14 protein-coding genes are annotated in these 16,065 nt (G+C 67.4%); 4 read left to right on the forward strand and 10 right to left on the reverse strand.

Annotated elements, in window-relative coordinates; translation table 11 throughout:
- Positions 1 to 9: 9 nt before the first annotated feature.
- From aftB to glf, 5 genes are read right to left on the reverse strand one after another with little or no spacing between them, the layout of a single operon-like run.
- Positions 10 to 2,010, reverse strand: a complete 2,001-nt coding sequence (gene aftB, locus QN239_RS01405; RefSeq protein ID WP_499007814.1) for a terminal beta-(1->2)-arabinofuranosyltransferase — start codon at positions 2,008 to 2,010, stop codon at positions 10 to 12.
- Positions 1,988 to 2,905 carry a decaprenyl-phosphate phosphoribosyltransferase gene (locus tag QN239_RS01410; protein WP_499007815.1) on the reverse strand — a complete coding sequence of 306 codons (918 nt, stop codon included), beginning with the start codon at positions 2,903 to 2,905 and terminating at the stop codon, positions 1,988 to 1,990. Before QN239_RS01410 ends, aftB begins: the two co-directional genes overlap by 23 nt.
- Entirely contained in the window at positions 2,902 to 3,432 is a 531-nt protein-coding gene (locus QN239_RS01415; protein WP_499007816.1) for a phosphatase PAP2 family protein, read from the reverse strand. The genes QN239_RS01410 and QN239_RS01415 overlap by 4 nt, the downstream gene beginning before the upstream one ends.
- Before the next feature lies 1 nt (position 3,433).
- Positions 3,434 to 5,392 (reverse strand): glycosyltransferase, encoded by a 1,959-nt coding sequence (locus tag QN239_RS01420; RefSeq protein ID WP_499007817.1) that lies wholly within the window; start codon positions 5,390 to 5,392, stop codon positions 3,434 to 3,436.
- The gene (glf, locus tag QN239_RS01425; RefSeq protein ID WP_499007818.1) at positions 5,389 to 6,627 is read right to left on the reverse strand and encodes a UDP-galactopyranose mutase; all 1,239 of its coding nucleotides are present in this window, start codon (positions 6,625 to 6,627) and stop codon (positions 5,389 to 5,391) included. Before glf ends, QN239_RS01420 begins: the two co-directional genes overlap by 4 nt.
- A gap of 288 nt (positions 6,628 to 6,915) precedes the next feature.
- Between glf and QN239_RS01430 the strand changes: the two genes are divergently transcribed.
- Both QN239_RS01430 and QN239_RS01435 read left to right on the forward strand, forming a co-directional pair.
- Positions 6,916 to 7,866: a hypothetical protein gene (locus QN239_RS01430; RefSeq protein ID WP_499007819.1), complete on the forward strand. Its 951-nt coding sequence runs from the start codon at positions 6,916 to 6,918 to the stop codon at positions 7,864 to 7,866.
- Positions 7,867 to 7,995: 129 nt separating this feature from the next.
- Positions 7,996 to 9,588 carry an N-acetylmuramoyl-L-alanine amidase gene (locus QN239_RS01435; RefSeq protein WP_499007820.1) on the forward strand — a complete coding sequence of 531 codons (1,593 nt, stop codon included), beginning with the start codon at positions 7,996 to 7,998 and terminating at the stop codon, positions 9,586 to 9,588.
- A gap of 12 nt (positions 9,589 to 9,600) precedes the next feature.
- On the opposite strand, the gene QN239_RS01440 is transcribed toward QN239_RS01435, so the two are convergent.
- The 3 genes from QN239_RS01440 to QN239_RS01450 are packed head-to-tail and all read right to left on the reverse strand — an operon-like array spanning position 9,601 to position 11,936.
- Positions 9,601 to 10,413: an HAD family hydrolase gene (locus tag QN239_RS01440; RefSeq protein WP_499007821.1), complete on the reverse strand. Its 813-nt coding sequence runs from the start codon at positions 10,411 to 10,413 to the stop codon at positions 9,601 to 9,603.
- Positions 10,414 to 11,160: a lysophospholipid acyltransferase family protein gene (locus QN239_RS01445; protein ID WP_499007822.1), complete on the reverse strand. Its 747-nt coding sequence runs from the start codon at positions 11,158 to 11,160 to the stop codon at positions 10,414 to 10,416.
- 5 nt (positions 11,161 to 11,165) lie between these two features.
- Positions 11,166 to 11,936 carry a lysophospholipid acyltransferase family protein gene (locus QN239_RS01450; RefSeq protein ID WP_499007823.1) on the reverse strand — a complete coding sequence of 257 codons (771 nt, stop codon included), beginning with the start codon at positions 11,934 to 11,936 and terminating at the stop codon, positions 11,166 to 11,168.
- 118 nt (positions 11,937 to 12,054) lie between these two features.
- Between QN239_RS01450 and QN239_RS01455 the strand changes: the two genes are divergently transcribed.
- Positions 12,055 to 13,599 (forward strand): Rieske 2Fe-2S domain-containing protein, encoded by a 1,545-nt coding sequence (locus QN239_RS01455; RefSeq protein WP_499007824.1) that lies wholly within the window; start codon positions 12,055 to 12,057, stop codon positions 13,597 to 13,599.
- A complete protein-coding gene (locus QN239_RS01460; RefSeq protein WP_499007825.1) occupies positions 13,596 to 13,934 on the forward strand; it encodes a hypothetical protein in 339 nt (112 codons plus the stop codon). The genes QN239_RS01455 and QN239_RS01460 overlap by 4 nt, the downstream gene beginning before the upstream one ends.
- On the opposite strand, the gene QN239_RS01465 is transcribed toward QN239_RS01460, so the two are convergent.
- Together QN239_RS01465 and serS are read right to left on the reverse strand one after the other, a co-directional pair.
- On the reverse strand, positions 13,931 to 14,740 hold the full coding sequence (locus QN239_RS01465) for a DUF5718 family protein (protein WP_499007827.1): 810 nt from the start codon (positions 14,738 to 14,740) through the stop codon (positions 13,931 to 13,933). The two genes, QN239_RS01460 and QN239_RS01465, sit on opposite strands and share 4 nt — an antisense overlap.
- Positions 14,737 to 15,990 (reverse strand): serine--tRNA ligase, encoded by a 1,254-nt coding sequence (serS, locus tag QN239_RS01470; protein ID WP_499007829.1) that lies wholly within the window; start codon positions 15,988 to 15,990, stop codon positions 14,737 to 14,739. The genes QN239_RS01465 and serS overlap by 4 nt, the downstream gene beginning before the upstream one ends.
- Between the last annotated feature and the right edge of the window lie 75 nt (positions 15,991 to 16,065).

Raw genomic sequence — 16,065 nt, forward strand, 5'->3', positions numbered from 1 at the left:
CGCAAAACCCTAAGGCCCCGCGGCAGGCATTCCGGTGTACGGCAGCGCCTTGGGCGGCGGGGTCGCCAGACCGCATCGGTACAGCTCATAGAGCGGAACGCGGTCGATCCGATAGCTGCCGAACTGCAGCGCATGGGTGAGGTTGGACAAGAACAACCGCGGCGTCAGATTCCCGCGCACGGAGTTCAGGATCACGTGGGTCTCCGGACACGTCAGCGCAACCTCGGCCTGGGCGATCCAATCCTCGTCCAGGTAGGCCGGGATGTAGGGGCGCTCCTTGAGGAACGGGCCTTCCGCGACCGCCCAGTCCGGGAACAGGTTCTTGTCGTGGCCGATGCGCGCGTCCTCGAGGCGGGCGGTGTGCGCGGCCAAGGTGTTGACCAGGCCGATCTGGTCGATCACCCGGACATCGAGACCGACGTTCATTCCCAACATGCCCATATTGGTGAAAAAGACTGTGTGCGGGCCTGTTTCACCATTTCGGTACGGCTTGTCCGCCGGCGGCGGGATGGCGGGCACCACATCCCACCGGTCGTAGTCGCCGGACGGCAGCAACAGGGCGCCGTCGGGGGTGTTGTTGATCGCGGTCAGCACCGCGCGCATCCGTGGATAGTCCAGGTAGTCGGCCGCGGTCAGGGGGTGCGCGTGGCCGGTGGCCTGCGCATAGAACCGCCGCTCGTCGACGATGCCGGAGTAGGTGACCCTGGTGGCGTCGGCGCCCATCCCGGGCGAATTCGCCGCCCACAGTGACCATCCCGCAATCGACAGCCACAGCACGCTGGTCGCGCCGGCCAGCAGGTAGCCGGTCTGCCGGCTGACCCGGGCCTCATCGGGCACCCGGACCGGGATCACCGAGATCGGGGCGAGCACACAGAACAGTGCCGTCAGAAGCACCCGCCCGTGCATGAAATCGCCGCCCTGGCGTATCCAGTACACGGCCTGCAGCAGTCCGCTCACCACGATGAACACGACCACCGCGGCCGGACTCTGGACGATGCGCGCCAGCCGGCCCGGTCCGGCGGCCGACGGCAGGGACTCGACCGGCTGGATCTTCCAGGGGTGCGACTTACCGCGCAGCAACACCACGGCGAGCAGTACCGACAGGACCAGAGGCACCCAGAGCAGGTAGGGGCTGTTGAAATTGGCCAGATACTGAAAACCCTGCGCCCACTTCGAGCCCGTCGCGTCCTTGGCGATGGCGGTCTGCGGAACCGCAAGAGCGTAATAGCCCATGCGAAAGACCTGATAGCCCACCGGAAGTGCGCCACCAGCCGCGACGATCAGAATCCTGCGCCGCCAGCCGCGTTCGGCCACCAGCAACATCACCAGCGCGGCGCCGCCGAGCAGCGCGAGTTCCGGGCGCACCAGCACGGACAGTCCCGCGACGAAGGCGAGTGCGCCGAGGAACACCGCGCCCTGGCGCCGCGGCGCGGGCAGGCGCGCCGCCTGCGACCAGCACACCATCAACCACCACAGCAGGCCGATATAGGCCAGCACCAAACCGTTTTCCAGGCCCGAGGTGGCGAAGTCGCGGGCCGGCGGAATCGCGATGTAGATGAGCGCACCGGCCGGCAACAACACGGCGTGGCGGCCCACCAGGCCGGGTGCGTACAGCCGGCCGGTGCCCAGCATCAGCATCACCACCCCGGCGACCGAGAACACCAGGGCGAGCGTCAGCGCCACGTACTCCAGCCGCACCGGGCCACTGATCCAGCTGACGCCGTAGATCAGGTACGTCCACAGGGTGGAGGTGTTGGACTCCACCCGTTCCCCGGCATTGAAGACCGGCCCGTTGCCCGCCAACAGATTCCGCACGGTACGCAACACGATCAAGCCGTCGTCGGCGATCCAGCGTCGTTGCCACGCACCCCAGCCGAAGAGCGCGGCGACCACCGCCACCGACAGCCACAGGCTGATCCGCACCGACGCGCTGTACCGGAAGGACGGCCAGCCCGAGAGGCTGGTCGCGATGGCGCGGCCGATACGGTCAGCCGAAGTAGACAGCGGCACCGACTGTTCCGATCAACGCCAACGCGAGCAGTTGCAGCACGCGGTCGCCCAGCGCGATGTCCTCGGGTTCACCCGCGTCGCCGCCGTCGATATCGACGGCGTACCGCAGGATCGCGATGGTGAACGGGATGATCGACACGGCCCACCACGACGCCGAACCGCCATCGCGTTCGAAGGCGAACAGGCCGTAACACAACACCACGGCGGTCGCCGAGAGCGTCCAAACGAAACGGAGATAGGAACTGGTGTAGCTCTCCAGCGATTTGCGGATCTTGGCACCGGTGCGCTCGGCAAGCTGAAGCTCTGCGTACCGCTTACCCGCGGCCATGAACAACGACCCGAAGGCGAACACCAGCAGGAACCATTGGGACAGTTGGATATTGGTGGCTGCGCCGCCCGCGATGGCTCGGATCAGATAGGCCGATGACACGATGCAGATATCCAGCACCGCTTGATGTTTCAGGCCGAAGCAATACGCCAGCTGGATACCGATGTACACCGCGATGACAACCGCGAGATTGTGGCTGACCAGATAGGAGATCGTGAGGGCGGCCGCGCCCAGCACGACGGCCAGACCATAGGCCAACGGAACCGGCACCACTCCGGCCGCGATCGGGCGGAATCGTTTGGTCGGGTGTTGGCGGTCGGCCTCGATATCGCGGGCGTCGTTGATCAGGTAGATGCAAGAGGCCGCCATCGAGAACACCACAAACGCCACCGCCACGCGGGCGGCCAAGAAGCGGTAGTCGTAGTGCACATCGGTGCCGAGCGCAGCCAGTGGTGCCACCAGCACGAGTACGTTCTTCACCCATTGCCGCGGACGGATCGCCTTGATCACCCCGGCAAAGAGGTTCTTCGGCGGGCCCAGGGTCGATGCCGGCGCTTCTTCACTCACTGCACGACTCCTTCGCCCCAGTTGTCTGAGATCGCCCCCACCGTCTTCGCGGTCACCACACCGACCACCGCTCCGGTGAGAACGTCCGTCGGGTAGTGCACCCCGAGAACCAAGCGCGACAACGCCATCGGCGGGATCAGCAGCCAGGGCAGCCGCGAACCGGTCGCCCGGCCGATCAGGATGGCGGCCGCGGTGGTCGAGGTGGCATGCGCCGACGGGAAGCTGAGCCTGCTCGGCGTGGCGACGTTCACCGCGATCGCGGGGTGATGCGGACGTTCGCGCTTCACCACCCGCTTGATCACCACCGCGGCCGCATGGGCGGCGAAGGCGCCGAGGCCCACGGTCAGCCAGGCCCGCCTGCGTTGCGGTTGCAGTACCGCACCCAGCGCGGCGACGCCCACCCAGCCCGCGCTGTGCTCACCGAAATGCGAAAGGGCGCGCGCGGTGCCGGGAACCCCCGGCCGCCCGGCCAGTGCGGCCTGGACCACCACCAGCGCGGTCTCCTCGCGCGTCAGATCGCCTGCCACATCAGGCCTTTTCCAGGGACGGAGCGGGATCCGGTGCGGAGGCCAGCAGCACGTTCTCCCACCGCTGGGTGCTGGTCAGCTCCGGCAGCGCGGCGCGGTACACCTTGCGCATCCGGTTGAACTTGCGGGCCAGCAGCGCCTGGCGCTTCACCGACTCGCGCATCAGCTCGAACATCTTCTCGCGGTCCCGCTGCCGGTACACCACACCGCGGCCGTCGGCGGTGGTGACCGTGACACCGTCGACCTTGCACAGCGAGAACCAGCGGGCGTCTTGGGTGGCGACGTTGACCTGCGGACGGACGTGATGCGCCGGGTCGTGCGCCTTGAGCTGGTGCACCACCCCGCGGGCCAGCCGCCACGAGATCGACAGCGGGCTGGTGGGGATCGCCACCTTCTTGCGCCACTTCTTGTCCGACGGGGTGGGCAGCGTGGTGGCACTGGGCAACACCACCGCATCCGGGAACTGGGTGCGCATCGCACGCACGTCAGGCAGCGCGGACTCCAGGATGGAGAAGATGTGCTCGGGTCCGGCCAGGAAGTCGTCCATTGCCTTGTTCTGGATGGCCACGGTCGAATATTCAAGGCAGAGAAGGTGTTTGATCGTCGCCTTGAGGTGGCTTCCGATCAGCCCGGCGATGCCACCGTCCCAGTGCATGGCGGCGACGACCAACCGGTTGCGCAGGTGGAAGTACGCCTGCCAGTCGATGGCGTCGTCCTTGTCGCTCCAGGCCATGTGCCAGATGGCCGCACCGGGGAGCGTGACGGTCGGATAGCCGTGCTCGCCGGCGCGCAGCCCGTACTCCACGTCGTCCCACTTGATGAACAGCGGGACCGGCTGGCCGAGTTCCTCGGCGACGCTGCGCGGGATCATGCACATCCACCAGCCGTTGAAGTCGACGTCGATGCGGCGGTGCAGCAGACGGCTGCGGTATTCCTCTTCGTCGTTGAGCGGGTACTTGGCGAAGTTGTGGTCGTACTCGGTGTTGACGGCGCCACTCCACATGAAGTTCGCCTGGTCGACCATCTCGCCCATCACGTGCAGATGCGACGGTTCCTGCAGGTTGAGCATCTGGCCGCCGACCAGCGTCGGGGTCTTGGCGAAGCGGTTGAACGCCAGCGCCCGCAGGATCGAGTCGGGCTCGATGCGGATGTCGTCGTCCATGAACAGGATCTGTTCGCAGTCGGTGTTCTTCAGCGCCTCGTACATGACGCGGCTGTAGCCACCGGAGCCGCCGAGGTTGGGCTGGTCGTGAATCGTGAGCCGGTTGCCGAGGCCGGCGGCGGCCGCGGCGAAGTCGGGATGGTCCTTGGCCTTCTTGGTGCCTTGATCGGAGACGATGACCGCGCTGATCACCTGATCCACCAACGGATCCGAGGTCAGCGCCGCCAAGGCGTTGACACAGTCCGACGGCCGGTTGAAGGTCGGGATCCCCAGGGCGATGTCGGCCCTCCCGGGTGCCGGCACCGGGGCGTACCAGCCCGCACTGCGCACCGTCACCGCGGTGTCGGTGGTGATGTCGAACCAGATCCAGCCGCCGTCCTCGAACGGATCCAGTTCGATCTCGAATTCGGCCACCGCCGGAGTCAGGCCACCACTGTCGGATATCTCCGTGCCGCCCACCGTGATTCGCGCACCGGTCGCCTTGGACCGGTACAGGTCGATGCGGGCGCTGCCGGTAATCTCGACCCGCAGCACCACCGACTCCAGGATCGACCAGCGCCGCCAGTAGCTGGCCGGGAAGGCGTTGAAGTAGGTGGCGAACGACACCTCCGATTCGGGGCCGATCTCCAGCGTGGTGCGGGTCGGGGCGTGCGCCCGGCGCGCGTTGGTGGCCGACTCCTCGATGTAGAGCTTGCGCACATCGAGTGGTTCACCGGGCCGCGGCAGGATCACCCGCGAGAGCAGGCTGACCGCCCGCGACTCGGCGCCGTCGAGTGCACCGGAGGGGATGTCGCTCATGCTGTACTGCTTTCGTCTGAGGCCGGCAGCGGCGCGCCGTCGCGCAGGTGCGGAGCCAGGATGTTGTCGTACATGTTCAGCGCACTGGCGATGGCCATGTGCATGTCGAGGTACTGATAGGTGCCCAGGCGACCACCGAACAGCACCGCGGCGGCCGCGGTTTCGGCCCGGGCCCGGTCGCGATAGCCGGCCAGCAACGCCCGGTCGGCTTCGGTGTTGATCGGGTAGTACGGTTCGTCGTCGTTCTCGGCGAAGCGGGAGTACTCCCGCATGATGACCGTCTTGTCGGTCGGGTAGTCGCGTTCGGGATGGAAGTGCCGGAACTCGTGGATGCGGGTGAACGGCACGTCGATGTCGTTGTAATTCATGACGGGCGTGCCCTGGAAATCTCCGGTCGGCAGCACCTCGGTCTCGAAATCGAGCGTGCGCCAGCCGAGCCGGCCGTCGGCATAGTCGAAGTAGCGGTCCAGGGGGCCGGTGTACACCACCGGCGCCTGCGGGGACGCAGCGCGGAGTTCTTCACGGACGTCGAACCAGTCGGTGTCCAGCCGCACCTCGATCCGGTCGTCGGCGGCCATATTCTTCAGCCAGGCCGTGTAGCCGTCGGCGGGCAGGCCCTCGTAGGTGTCGTTGAAGTAGCGGTTGTCGAAGGTGTAGCGCATCGGCAACCGGTTGATCACCGCGGCGGGCAGCTCGGCGGGATCGGTCTGCCACTGCTTGGCGGTGTAGCCCTTGACGAACGCCTCGTAGAGCGGGCGGCCGATCAGCGAGATGGCCTTCTCTTCGAGGTTCTGTGCGTCCTCGGTCTTGATCTCGGCGGCCTGCTCGGCGATCAGGGCGCGGGCCTCGTCCGGGGAGAAGTACCGGCCGAAGAACTGCGACACCAGCCCCAGACCCAGCGGGAACTGGTAGGCCTGGCCCTTGTGCAGCGCGTACACCCGATGCTGGTAGCCCGTGAAGTCGGTGAACTGTCGCACGTAGTCCCACACCCGCTTGTTGCTGGTGTGGAAGAGGTGGGCACCGTACTTGTGGATCTCGATACCGGTCTCCGGTTCGGGCTCCGAATAGGCGTTACCGCCGAGATGGGGCCGGCGTTCGACCACCAGGACCCGCTTGTCCAGTTGTGTCGCGGCGCGTTCGGCGATGGTGAGGCCGAAGAAGCCCGAACCCACAACGAGGAGGTCGTAACGACCGGTGGAAGGGCGTGCATCGACCCGGGCAGATTGATCGGTCATCGGCAGCAAGGGTATCCGACCGGCCCTCGGCCGCCCGAAACGTGTGACGGCGCGGGCGCGGGGAGGCCCTCTGAGGCGGCCCCGCCCACATTCGCGGCAGGTCGCAATTCGCTCACAATTCAATATCGTCACTCTAGACCCAGTAGTCACACCAGTACCATCGATCACGTTGGAAGACGACGTTTTCGGAGCTGATGGCAAGGCACAGGACCTTCAGAAAGGGAACGTCGCCGACGCTGCACCGAACACACACCGCTCACACGTAGTCCATGTATTGAGGAGACTTCCGTGCCGAACCGACGTCGACGCAAGCTCTCGACAGCCATGAGCGCAGTCGCCGCCCTGGCCGTCGCAAGTCCAGTTGCCATAGCTGCACTCTCAGAACTACCCGCCAAGAACGATCAGCCCCAGCATCGGCAGTTCGTCCAGGCCGCCCTGGTCACCGACCTCCCGGGCGAGCTGATGTCAGCCCTGTCCCAGGGCCTGTCGCAGTTCGGGATCAACCTGCCTCCGATGCCGACCGGCATGCTGACCGGCTCGCCGGCAGCGAGCCCGACGCTGACCTCACCTGGTCTGGGCGCCACCGGTCTGACCTCGCCGTTGTCACCCGGGCTTGGCACCGCCGGCCTGAGCACCCCCGGTCTCACGTCACCCGCGGGAGCCACCGGCCTGGGTGTGCCCGCGGCGGGGTCGACCTCGCCGCTGGCTCCCGGGCTCAGTGTGCCGCCGATCAATGCGACCACCCCGTCGCTGAGCCCCACCTCGCTCACCGATCCGCTCAACACCAACCCGGCCCTGACCGGCGCGACCCCGGGCCTCACGTCGCCGAGCCTGGCCAGCCCCGCGGGTCTGGGCACCACCGGTCTGGGTGCCCCAGGTCTGGGTACGACCGGCCTGGGGACCACCGGCCTCGGCGCTCCGGGTGAGGTGCCGATCGGATTGGACCCCGCCGCGGGCACCTACCCGATCCTGGGCGGCGATCCGGGCCTCGGCCTCGGCGCCCCGGCCGCAGCCAGCGGAAGCGGCGGGCTGATCGGCGACCTCAGCAGTGCGGCGAATCAGCTCGGCGCCGGGCAGGCCATCGACCTGCTCAAGGGCATGGTGATGCCGGCCATCCAGTCGGCCATCAAGCAGGCTGCCCCGGCCGCCGCGGCAGCCGCTCCCGCCGCAGCCGCGGCCCCGGCCCTGACTGCGGCTCCGGCAGCCATTGCCCAGGTCGCCTCGGGCGCCGGCGCCTGACCCGTACAAGCCTGTCACCGAACGGCACCGCAGAAGCCTTCCCGGCTCTGCGGTGCCGTTGTGTGGTGAGCGGAATTCGTATCGTGTCGAAACTCTGGTAACACTGGACTCATACGTAACATTCGGGACGTGTCGCGTCGTCGTCCTGCACCTTCGCTGCTGTTATCGGCAGTCGTGGGCACGGTGGTCATCCTGCCGTGGGCGGTCAACGGCGTCCCCGAGAATCCCGGTCCGCCCCCCGTCGTCATCAGCCAGCAGCCACTGGGCGGGCTGGGCACGGGCGACTCGGCCGGTGAGACCATCCGGGAGGTACACCAGGACACCCCGTTCTCCATGGTCGCCATCACCGCCGACGACCTGGACGGCACCACCGCGCGCGTGCGGGCCAGACAACCGGACGGCTCATGGGGGCCCTGGTACGACGCCGAGGCCCTGGACGGCGTCGGGCCACAGGACAAGACCACCCACGGCACCGAACCGGTGTTCGTCGGCCGCACCACCACTGTGCAGATCGCGGTGCGCCGGCAGCCGGCCGCCCCGCCGGCCACCCACGCCGGCCTCGGCTACATCCCGGTCAATGTCGAGCAACCACTGCCCCAGAACGTCAACGCGGTCCTGATCAGCCCGCCCAAAGCGCCCATCGACGTGCAGTTCAACCCGCCGGCCGCCGCCGCGACCATCCCCGGCCAGCCGCCGAACATCATCAGCCGCGCGCAGTGGGGTGCCGACGAATCGATGAAATGCGGCGCTCCCATCTACGACCAGGGCGTGCGCGCCGGCGTGGTACATCACACCGCCGGCAGTAACGACTATCTGCCCGAGGATTCCGCGGCTATCGTTCGGTCCATCTACGAGTACCACGCCCGCACGCTGGGCTGGTGCGATATCGCCTACAACGCGCTGGTCGACAAGTACGGGCAGGTGTTCGAGGGCCGCGCAGGCGGAATGGACCGGCCCGTCCAGGGCGCACACACCGGCGGGTTCAACACCGACACCTGGGGTGTGGCGATGCTCGGCGACTTCGACGTCGTACCGCCCACCCCGATTCAGTTGCGGACCGTGGGCCGCCTGCTGGGCTGGCGACTCGGGCTCGATCACGTCGACCCGCTCGGCACCGTGACGCTGACCTCGGCCGGCGGCGACTTCACCAAGTTCGCGGCGGGTGCCGTGGAGAACCTGCCCACGATCTTCACCCATCGCGATGTCGGCAACACCGACTGCCCGGGTAACGCCGCGTACGCGCTGATGCCCGTGCTGCGCGATATCGCCGCGCGGTTCAACCGGCCCGCCGGACCCGCCGACCTGGTCGACACCCTGCGCGGCGGGGCGATCTTCGCCAAATGGCAGGCGATGGGCGCGGACAAGGGGCCGCTCGGCATGCCCACCTCACCGGAAGCCGCCGGCAACGGCGATGCCCGCTATGTGACCTTCGACCGGGGAGCCATGTACTGGTCCCCGGTCAGCGGCGCACAGCCCGTGACCGGGGCCATCTACGACGCCTGGGGTGCACTGGGTTTCGAGCGCGGCGCGCTCGGGCTGCCCACCAGCGGTGAGATCAACGAACCACAGTGGATCGTGCAGAACTTCCAGCACGGGACGTTGAACTTCGACCGTGAGACCGGTGCCGTCACCCGGGTCACCGACGGCGTTCCGCTGAAGCTGCCCGCACCGAACCACTCCCCGATTCAGATGGAGCGGTTCACTCCGATCGACCCGCGCTGACGCGCAGTCGAGTCACATCCACCAGCGTTCGAGCACCCGCGCCACCCCGTCATCGGCATTCGTGGTGGTGACCTCGTTGGCGGCGGCCAGCGCATCCGGATGCGCGTTGCCCATGGCCACACCGAGTCCCGCCCAGCGCAGCATCGGCACATCGTTGGGCATATCGCCGAAGGTCACCGCGTCCTCGGCGGCGATCCCCAGGGGCCGGGCCACCTCCTCGATACCTGAGGCCTTGCTGATGCCGATCGGCATCACCTCGATCAGGCCGTTGTTGGTGGAGTAGGTCAGATCGCCCTCGATCCCGATATGCGGGGCCAGCGCCGCGGCCATATCCGCACTGCGCGCGCCCGCCTTGCGAATCAGCAGCTTCACCGCGGGCGCGCTGAGCAGGTCCTCGAGGGACACCTCGGTGTTGTCCGGATTCAGCCACGCATGCTCGTATCCGGGGGAGCTGACGAACTGCGGGGTCGCCGCGTCGTGCGCGCTGCGCCCCACCCGCTCCACGGCCAGCCCGGCACCCGGAATGACCCGGGTGGCGATATCGGCCAGTGTCGTGAGCAGTTCCGCGGACAGGGTGCGCGCCGACACGATCCGGTCGTTGGCGGAGTCGTAGATCACCGCGCCGTTGGCGCAGACGGCCATCGGTGCGAAGCCCAGTTCCTCCACGACCGGGGGCACCCACCGCGGTGGACGGCCGGTGGCCAGCACGAAATGGGTTCCGGCGTCGACCGCGGCATGCACCGCGGCCCGCGTCCGGGCGGTGACGTGTTCGTCTCCGTCGAGCAGCGTGCCGTCGACATCCGTGGCGATCAGAGTAGGCAGCATTCAGTGGTTCCCCAGCTGGTTACGGCCGCGCTCGGCGAGCTCGGCCTCGTCGAGGCGCTTGGCCTCCTCAGGTGTCGGCGCCCCGCCGCCGAGGCGACGGGGCACCCAGTATGCCCCCGGGGGCTGCGGGTAGGCGTCCTGCACCTTGTAGAGCAGTGCTCCCATGGCCTGGCGCAGCTCGGTCATCAGCCGGTCCACGGCCCCCTCGGCGGGAAGCGCCGGGCCGAGCGCCACCGTCACCGGGATCTTGTTGCGGCCCAACGCCTTCGGATGATCCTTCGTCCATATCCGATGCACGCCCCACACGACCAGCGGAACGATCGGCACCTGGGCATCCAGGGCCATCCGCGCCGCCCCCGTCTTGAAGTCCTTCAGCTCGAAGCTACGGCTGATGGTGGCCTCCGGATACACCCCGACGAGCTCACCGGCGCGCAGCCGCGCGACGGCCACCGGGTACGCCTCACCGCCGGCACTGCGGTCCACCGGGATGGTGCCCGCGTGCTTGATCAGGAAGTTCACACCCCGCACGTCCTGCATCTCGGCCTTGATCATGAACCGCATCCGCCGCTTGCGGGCCGTCGCGGCCAGGGCTGCCGGCAGGAAATCGACATAGCTGGTGTGGTTGATCGCGACGACCGCGCCACCCGTGCCGGGAAGGTGCTCCAGCCCCTGGAAGTCCAGCCTGGTGCCGGTGACGCGCATTGCCGTCTTCCCTGCGATTTCGAGGGAACGAAAGACCGGCTCCATAGGCGCTACTCCGGCGCCTCACCGGTGCGCTGGGCCCGTCGGGCCGCCTTCTCCGCTGCCTCTTCGGCATCCATCCGGTTGGCCTCGGCCAGCGTCGGCGCGCCGCCACCGAGACGGTGCGGCACCCAGAACTCTCCGGCCGGATGCTCCCCGTAGGAGTCCTGCACCCGCTCCAGCAGATGCTGCATCCGGGAGTGCAGCAGAGCGGTCAGCTCGGCGGCCGGCAACGTCGGGTAGATGGGTTCACCGACAGCCACGGTGATGGGCACCTTGGGCCGCCACATCTTCTTCGGGTGCCCCTTGGTCCAGATGCGCTGAGCACCCCAGACGATATGCGGGATGATCGGCACGTCCGCCGCGATGGCCATCCGGGCGGCGCCCGACTTGAAGTCCTTGATCTCGAAACTGCGGCTGATGGTGGCCTCGGGGTACACCCCGACCAGTTCGCCGGCCTTGAGGGCCTGGCAGGCGGCGGTGAACGAGTCGGCACCGCTGTCCCGGTCCACCTCGATATGGCGCAGGCTGCGCATGATCGGGCCGCTGACCTTGGAGTCGAAGACTTCCTTCTTGGCCATGAACCGGACCTTGCGGCCGCGGTGCTGCAGGTAGGCGGGTAACCCGGCGAAGGTGAAATCGAAATAGCTGGTGTGGTTGATCGCGATGACCGCGCCGCCGGTCACCGGGAGGTGTTCGACCCCGGTCACGGTGAACTTCAGGCCCTGTAACCGCCAGATGAGGCGGGCGGCTTGGATGACAGTTCCGTATACCGGCTCCACACTGGACAGCCTAGTGCCGGTCGCCACCGGTGTTCATGCGCCTTGGTCTCTGGCGCGCGGGCCACGCTGCGCCGGTTACCCTGATATGGCACGACGGCAACCATGCGAAAGGGTATTTGTGCAGGTCACGAACGTGGGGCACGCAGGCTTCCGGATTGACACGGCAGCAGGCAGCATCTTGTGCGACCCCTGGGTCAATCCGGCGTACTTCGCCTCCTGGTTCCCGTTCCCCGACAACAGCGCCCTGGACTGGGATGCGCTCGGGGACTGCGACTACCTCTACGTCAGCCACCTGCACAAAGACCATTTCGATCCGGTCAACCTGCGCGACCACGTCAACAAGGACGCGGTGGTGCTGTTGCCCGACTTCCCGGTGCCGGATCTGCGCCGCGAGCTGGAGGCCCTCGGTTTCCACACCTTCGTCGAGACCACCGATTCGGTGAAGCACACCGTGACCGGCCCCAAGGGTGACCTGGACGTGATGATCATCGCGCTGCGGGCCCCCGCCGACGGCCCGATCGGGGACTCGGGCCTGGTGGTGTCAGACGGCGTCACGACGGTTTTCAACATGAACGACGCCCGGCCGGTGGAGTTGGACGTCCTGGCCCAGTTCGGTCATGTCGACGTGCACATGCTGCAGTACTCCGGCGCCATCTGGTACCCGATGGTCTACGACATGCCGGCCCGGGCCAAGGAGGCGTTCGGCATCCAGAAGCGGCAGCGCCAGATGGACCGTTGCCGCCAGTACATCGCCCAGGTCGGGGCGACCTGGGTGGTGCCCTCGGCAGGGCCACCCTGTTTCCTGGATCCGGAATTGCGGGATCTCAACGACGATCACGGCGACCCGGCCAACATCTTCCCGGATCAGATCGTGTTCCTGGACCAGATGCGCAGCCACGGACACGACGGCGGACTGCTGATGATCCCCGGCTCCGTAGCGGATTTCACCGGCTCCCAACTGGATTCGCTGACGCATCCGGTCGACGATCCGGACAGCATCTTCACCACCGGTAAGGCCGCCTACATCGAGGACTACGCGCAACGGATGGCGCCCGTGCTGGCCGCCGAGAAGGCGGGGTGGGCGCCGGCCGAGGGCGAGTCGCTGCTGGAGCCGCTGCGCGCGCTGTTCGAACCGATCATGATCCAGTCCGATCAGATCTGCGACGGTATCGGATACCCCGTCGAACTGCGCCTGGGGCCGGAGACTGTCGTTCTCGACTTCCCCAAACGTGCTGTGCGCGAGCCTGTTCCGGATGAGAAGTTCCGTTACGGTTTCGAGATACCGGCCCAGTTGGTGCGTACCGTGGTCCGCGATCACGAACCCGACTGGGTGAACACCATCTTCCTGTCCACCCGGTTCAAAGCCTGGCGGGTCGGCGGATACAACGAGTATCTCTACACGTTCTTCAAGTGCCTCACCGATGAGCGGATCGCCTATGCAGACGGCTGGTTCGCCGAGGCCCACGACGACAGCGCCTCGACCACGCTGGACGGCTGGGAGATCCAGCGCCGGTGTCCGCACCTCAAGGCCGACCTGTCGAAATTCGGTGTGGTGGAAGGCTCCACGCTGACCTGCAATCTGCACGGCTGGCAGTGGAACCTGGAGAACGGCCGCTGCCTGACGGCCAAGGGCCACCAGCTCAGGAGCGCGAGACGGTCATGACGACGGCGGTGTCGTATGACGACGGGCTGATCCAGCTGGATCGCCAGGCTCTGACGCTGCGCCGCTATCACTTCCCGTCGGGTACATCGAAGATCATTCCGCTGCAGTCGATCCGGGGTTACAAAGCCGAGACCATGGGGCTGGCGTTCGACCGGTTCCGGATCTGGGGGCCGTCGGACGATCCGCGCCGCTGGCTCCCCCTGGACGTGTGGCGGCCCATCAAGTCCACCCTGGTGGTGCTCGACGTGCCCGGCACCCGGCCGAGCCCCGCGTTCACGCCGTTGCGGGCCAGGGAGTTCCTGGCGGTGCTGGACGAGCTGCTCAGCCGCGACTAGCTGCTGCCCGAAACCTTCTGCCGCAGTTCGGAGAACTCATCCGACGCGGTGTCATACACCCGTACCACCGCCTCGTCGCCGGGCTTGAGGAAGGTCGACTCACCCAGCGCGGTGTAGCGCGTCGCACCGATCCCGATGAGCACCCGCTCGGGGTGACCCGACGCGACCATCAGAGCGCCGACGTCCTCCAGTGGGGTGTCCGGCGAACCCTTCTGGTTGGCCAGCCGTTCGGTGATCCAGTCCAGCAGCACTTCGCCGTAGTAGGAATAGCCCAGCAGCGGGCTGTCCACCCCGTACTCGTGTTCTTGTCCGTCGGCGGAATTGAGGTAGCACACCAACCGCAACGTCGCGGTCGGGCCGTCCGGGGTGAGGTCGCTGACGTCGAAGAACTCGCGCGCCACGCCTTTGGACGCTGGGCCCCAGTTCTTCTTGTGGCTGATCTTCGGCGCGTTGGGCCGCCGGATCGAGCAGTCGTTGAACGCGCCGAGCGCGAACGGCACGAGCGAGGTGACGGTGTCGCCCTGCCAGCGCACCTCACACGCCAGTCCGACCTCGGGTTCGATCTGGAGGTTCAGCGGGGTCTCACTGGCGGGCAACACGATCGTGTCGTGCGACAGCGGGAACTCGCCCAGGAAGCCGTCGTATCCCGGTGCGTACCAGGGAAAGATGCCCTTGGGGGCTGGGCCCTCGGACTTGACGTTGACGAAATCCGCTGCCTCCCCGGCTTGTTCGAGGTGTCCGGCGAAATTGCCCGCCACTCCGAAGCCGAACCAGTTCCGCAGCTCCGCGTCGTCGAGTTCGATCATGGTGTCAGGACCTCCGTACCGAGATAGGGCACCAGCGCGGCGGGCACCCGCACACTGCCGTCGGGCTGCTGATGGTTCTCCAGGATGGCGACCAGCCAGCGGGTGGTCGCCAGCGTGCCGTTGAGTGTCGCGGCGATCTGCGGCTTGCCGTCGTCGTCGCGGTAGCGGGTGGACAACCGGCGGGCCTGGAACGTCGAGCAGTTCGAGGTGGAGGTGAGTTCGCGGTAGGTCCCCTGGGTGGGAACCCAGGCCTCGCAGTCGTACTTGCGCGCTGCCGAGGAGCCGAGATCGCCTGCGGCGACGTCGATCACACGGTAGGGCACCTCGATGGCGGCCAGCATCTCGCGCTGCCAGCCCAGCAGCCGCTGGTGTTCGGCCTCGGCGTCCTGCGGCTTGCAGTAGACGAACGCCTCGACCTTGTCGAACTGGTGCACGCGGATGATGCCCCGGGTGTCCTTGCCGTAGCTCCCCGCCTCGCGGCGGAAGCACGACGACCACCCGGCATAACGCTTCGGGCCCTCGGACAGGTCCAGGATCTCGTCGGCGTGATAGCCCGCCAGCGGCACCTCGGAGGTGCCCACCAGGTACAGGTCGTCTTCCTCGAGCCGGTAGATCTCGTCGGCATGGGAACCGAGGAATCCGGTGCCCGCCATCACCTCCGGACGCACCAGCACCGGCGGGATCATCAGGGTGAAACCGTTGGCGGTCGCCAGCTTGACGGCCAGCTGCAGCAGACCGAGCTGCAGCAGTGCGCCCTGACCGGTTAGGAAGTAGAAGCGCGATCCCGACACCTTGGCGCCGCGCTCCATGTCGATCAGGCCCAGCGCCTCACCGAGTTCCAGGTGGTCCTTGGGATCCGGCAGGGTCCGCGGCTCACCCACCACGTCCAGCACGACGAAGTTGTCCTCACCGCCGGCGGGCACGCCGTCGACGATGACGTTGGCGACGGCCAGGTGGGCGGCGGTGAAGGTGGCCTCGGCGTCGGCCTGGGCGGCTTCGGCGGACTTGACGGCCTCGGCGAGTCCCTTGGCCCGCGCCAGCAGGGCGGGGCGCTCCTCCGGAGAGGCCTTGCCCACCGACTTGCTCGCCGCCTTCTGTTCGGCGCGCAGGTTGTCCGCGGCGGAGATGGCGGAACGGCGGGCGGTATCCGCTTCCAGCAGCGCGTCCACCAGGCCCGGATCCTCGCCACGGGCTCGTTGTGACGCACGTACCCGGTCGGGTTCGTCACGCAGCAGCTTCAGGTCGATCACGGCAGCAACCCTACTGTGCCGCACGGCGCCGGCCGGGGCAGCATGCCACAACCACATAACTTTACAACTGCATCA

Origin of the sequence: Mycolicibacterium sp. Y3, from assembly GCF_051188035.1 — a bacterium.
GTDB lineage: Bacteria > Actinomycetota > Actinomycetes > Mycobacteriales > Mycobacteriaceae > Mycobacterium > Mycobacterium fluoranthenivorans.

What these genes read in the sequence shown, in the direction of transcription:
- QN239_RS01420 (WP_499007817.1), bottom strand. Translation starts at nt 5,392, where the DNA reads ATGAGCGACATCCCCTCCGGTGCACTCGACGGCGCCGAGTCGCGGGCG.
- glf (WP_499007818.1), bottom strand. Translation starts at nt 6,627, where the DNA reads ATGACCGATCAATCTGCCCGGGTCGATGCACGCCCTTCCACCGGTCGT.
- QN239_RS01440 (WP_499007821.1), bottom strand. Translation starts at nt 10,413, where the DNA reads ATGCTGCCTACTCTGATCGCCACGGATGTCGACGGCACGCTGCTCGAC.
- QN239_RS01445 (WP_499007822.1), bottom strand. Translation starts at nt 11,160, where the DNA reads ATGGAGCCGGTCTTTCGTTCCCTCGAAATCGCAGGGAAGACGGCAATG.
- QN239_RS01460 (WP_499007825.1), top strand. Translation starts at nt 13,596, where the DNA reads ATGACGACGGCGGTGTCGTATGACGACGGGCTGATCCAGCTGGATCGC.
- QN239_RS01465 (WP_499007827.1), bottom strand. Translation starts at nt 14,740, where the DNA reads ATGATCGAACTCGACGACGCGGAGCTGCGGAACTGGTTCGGCTTCGGA.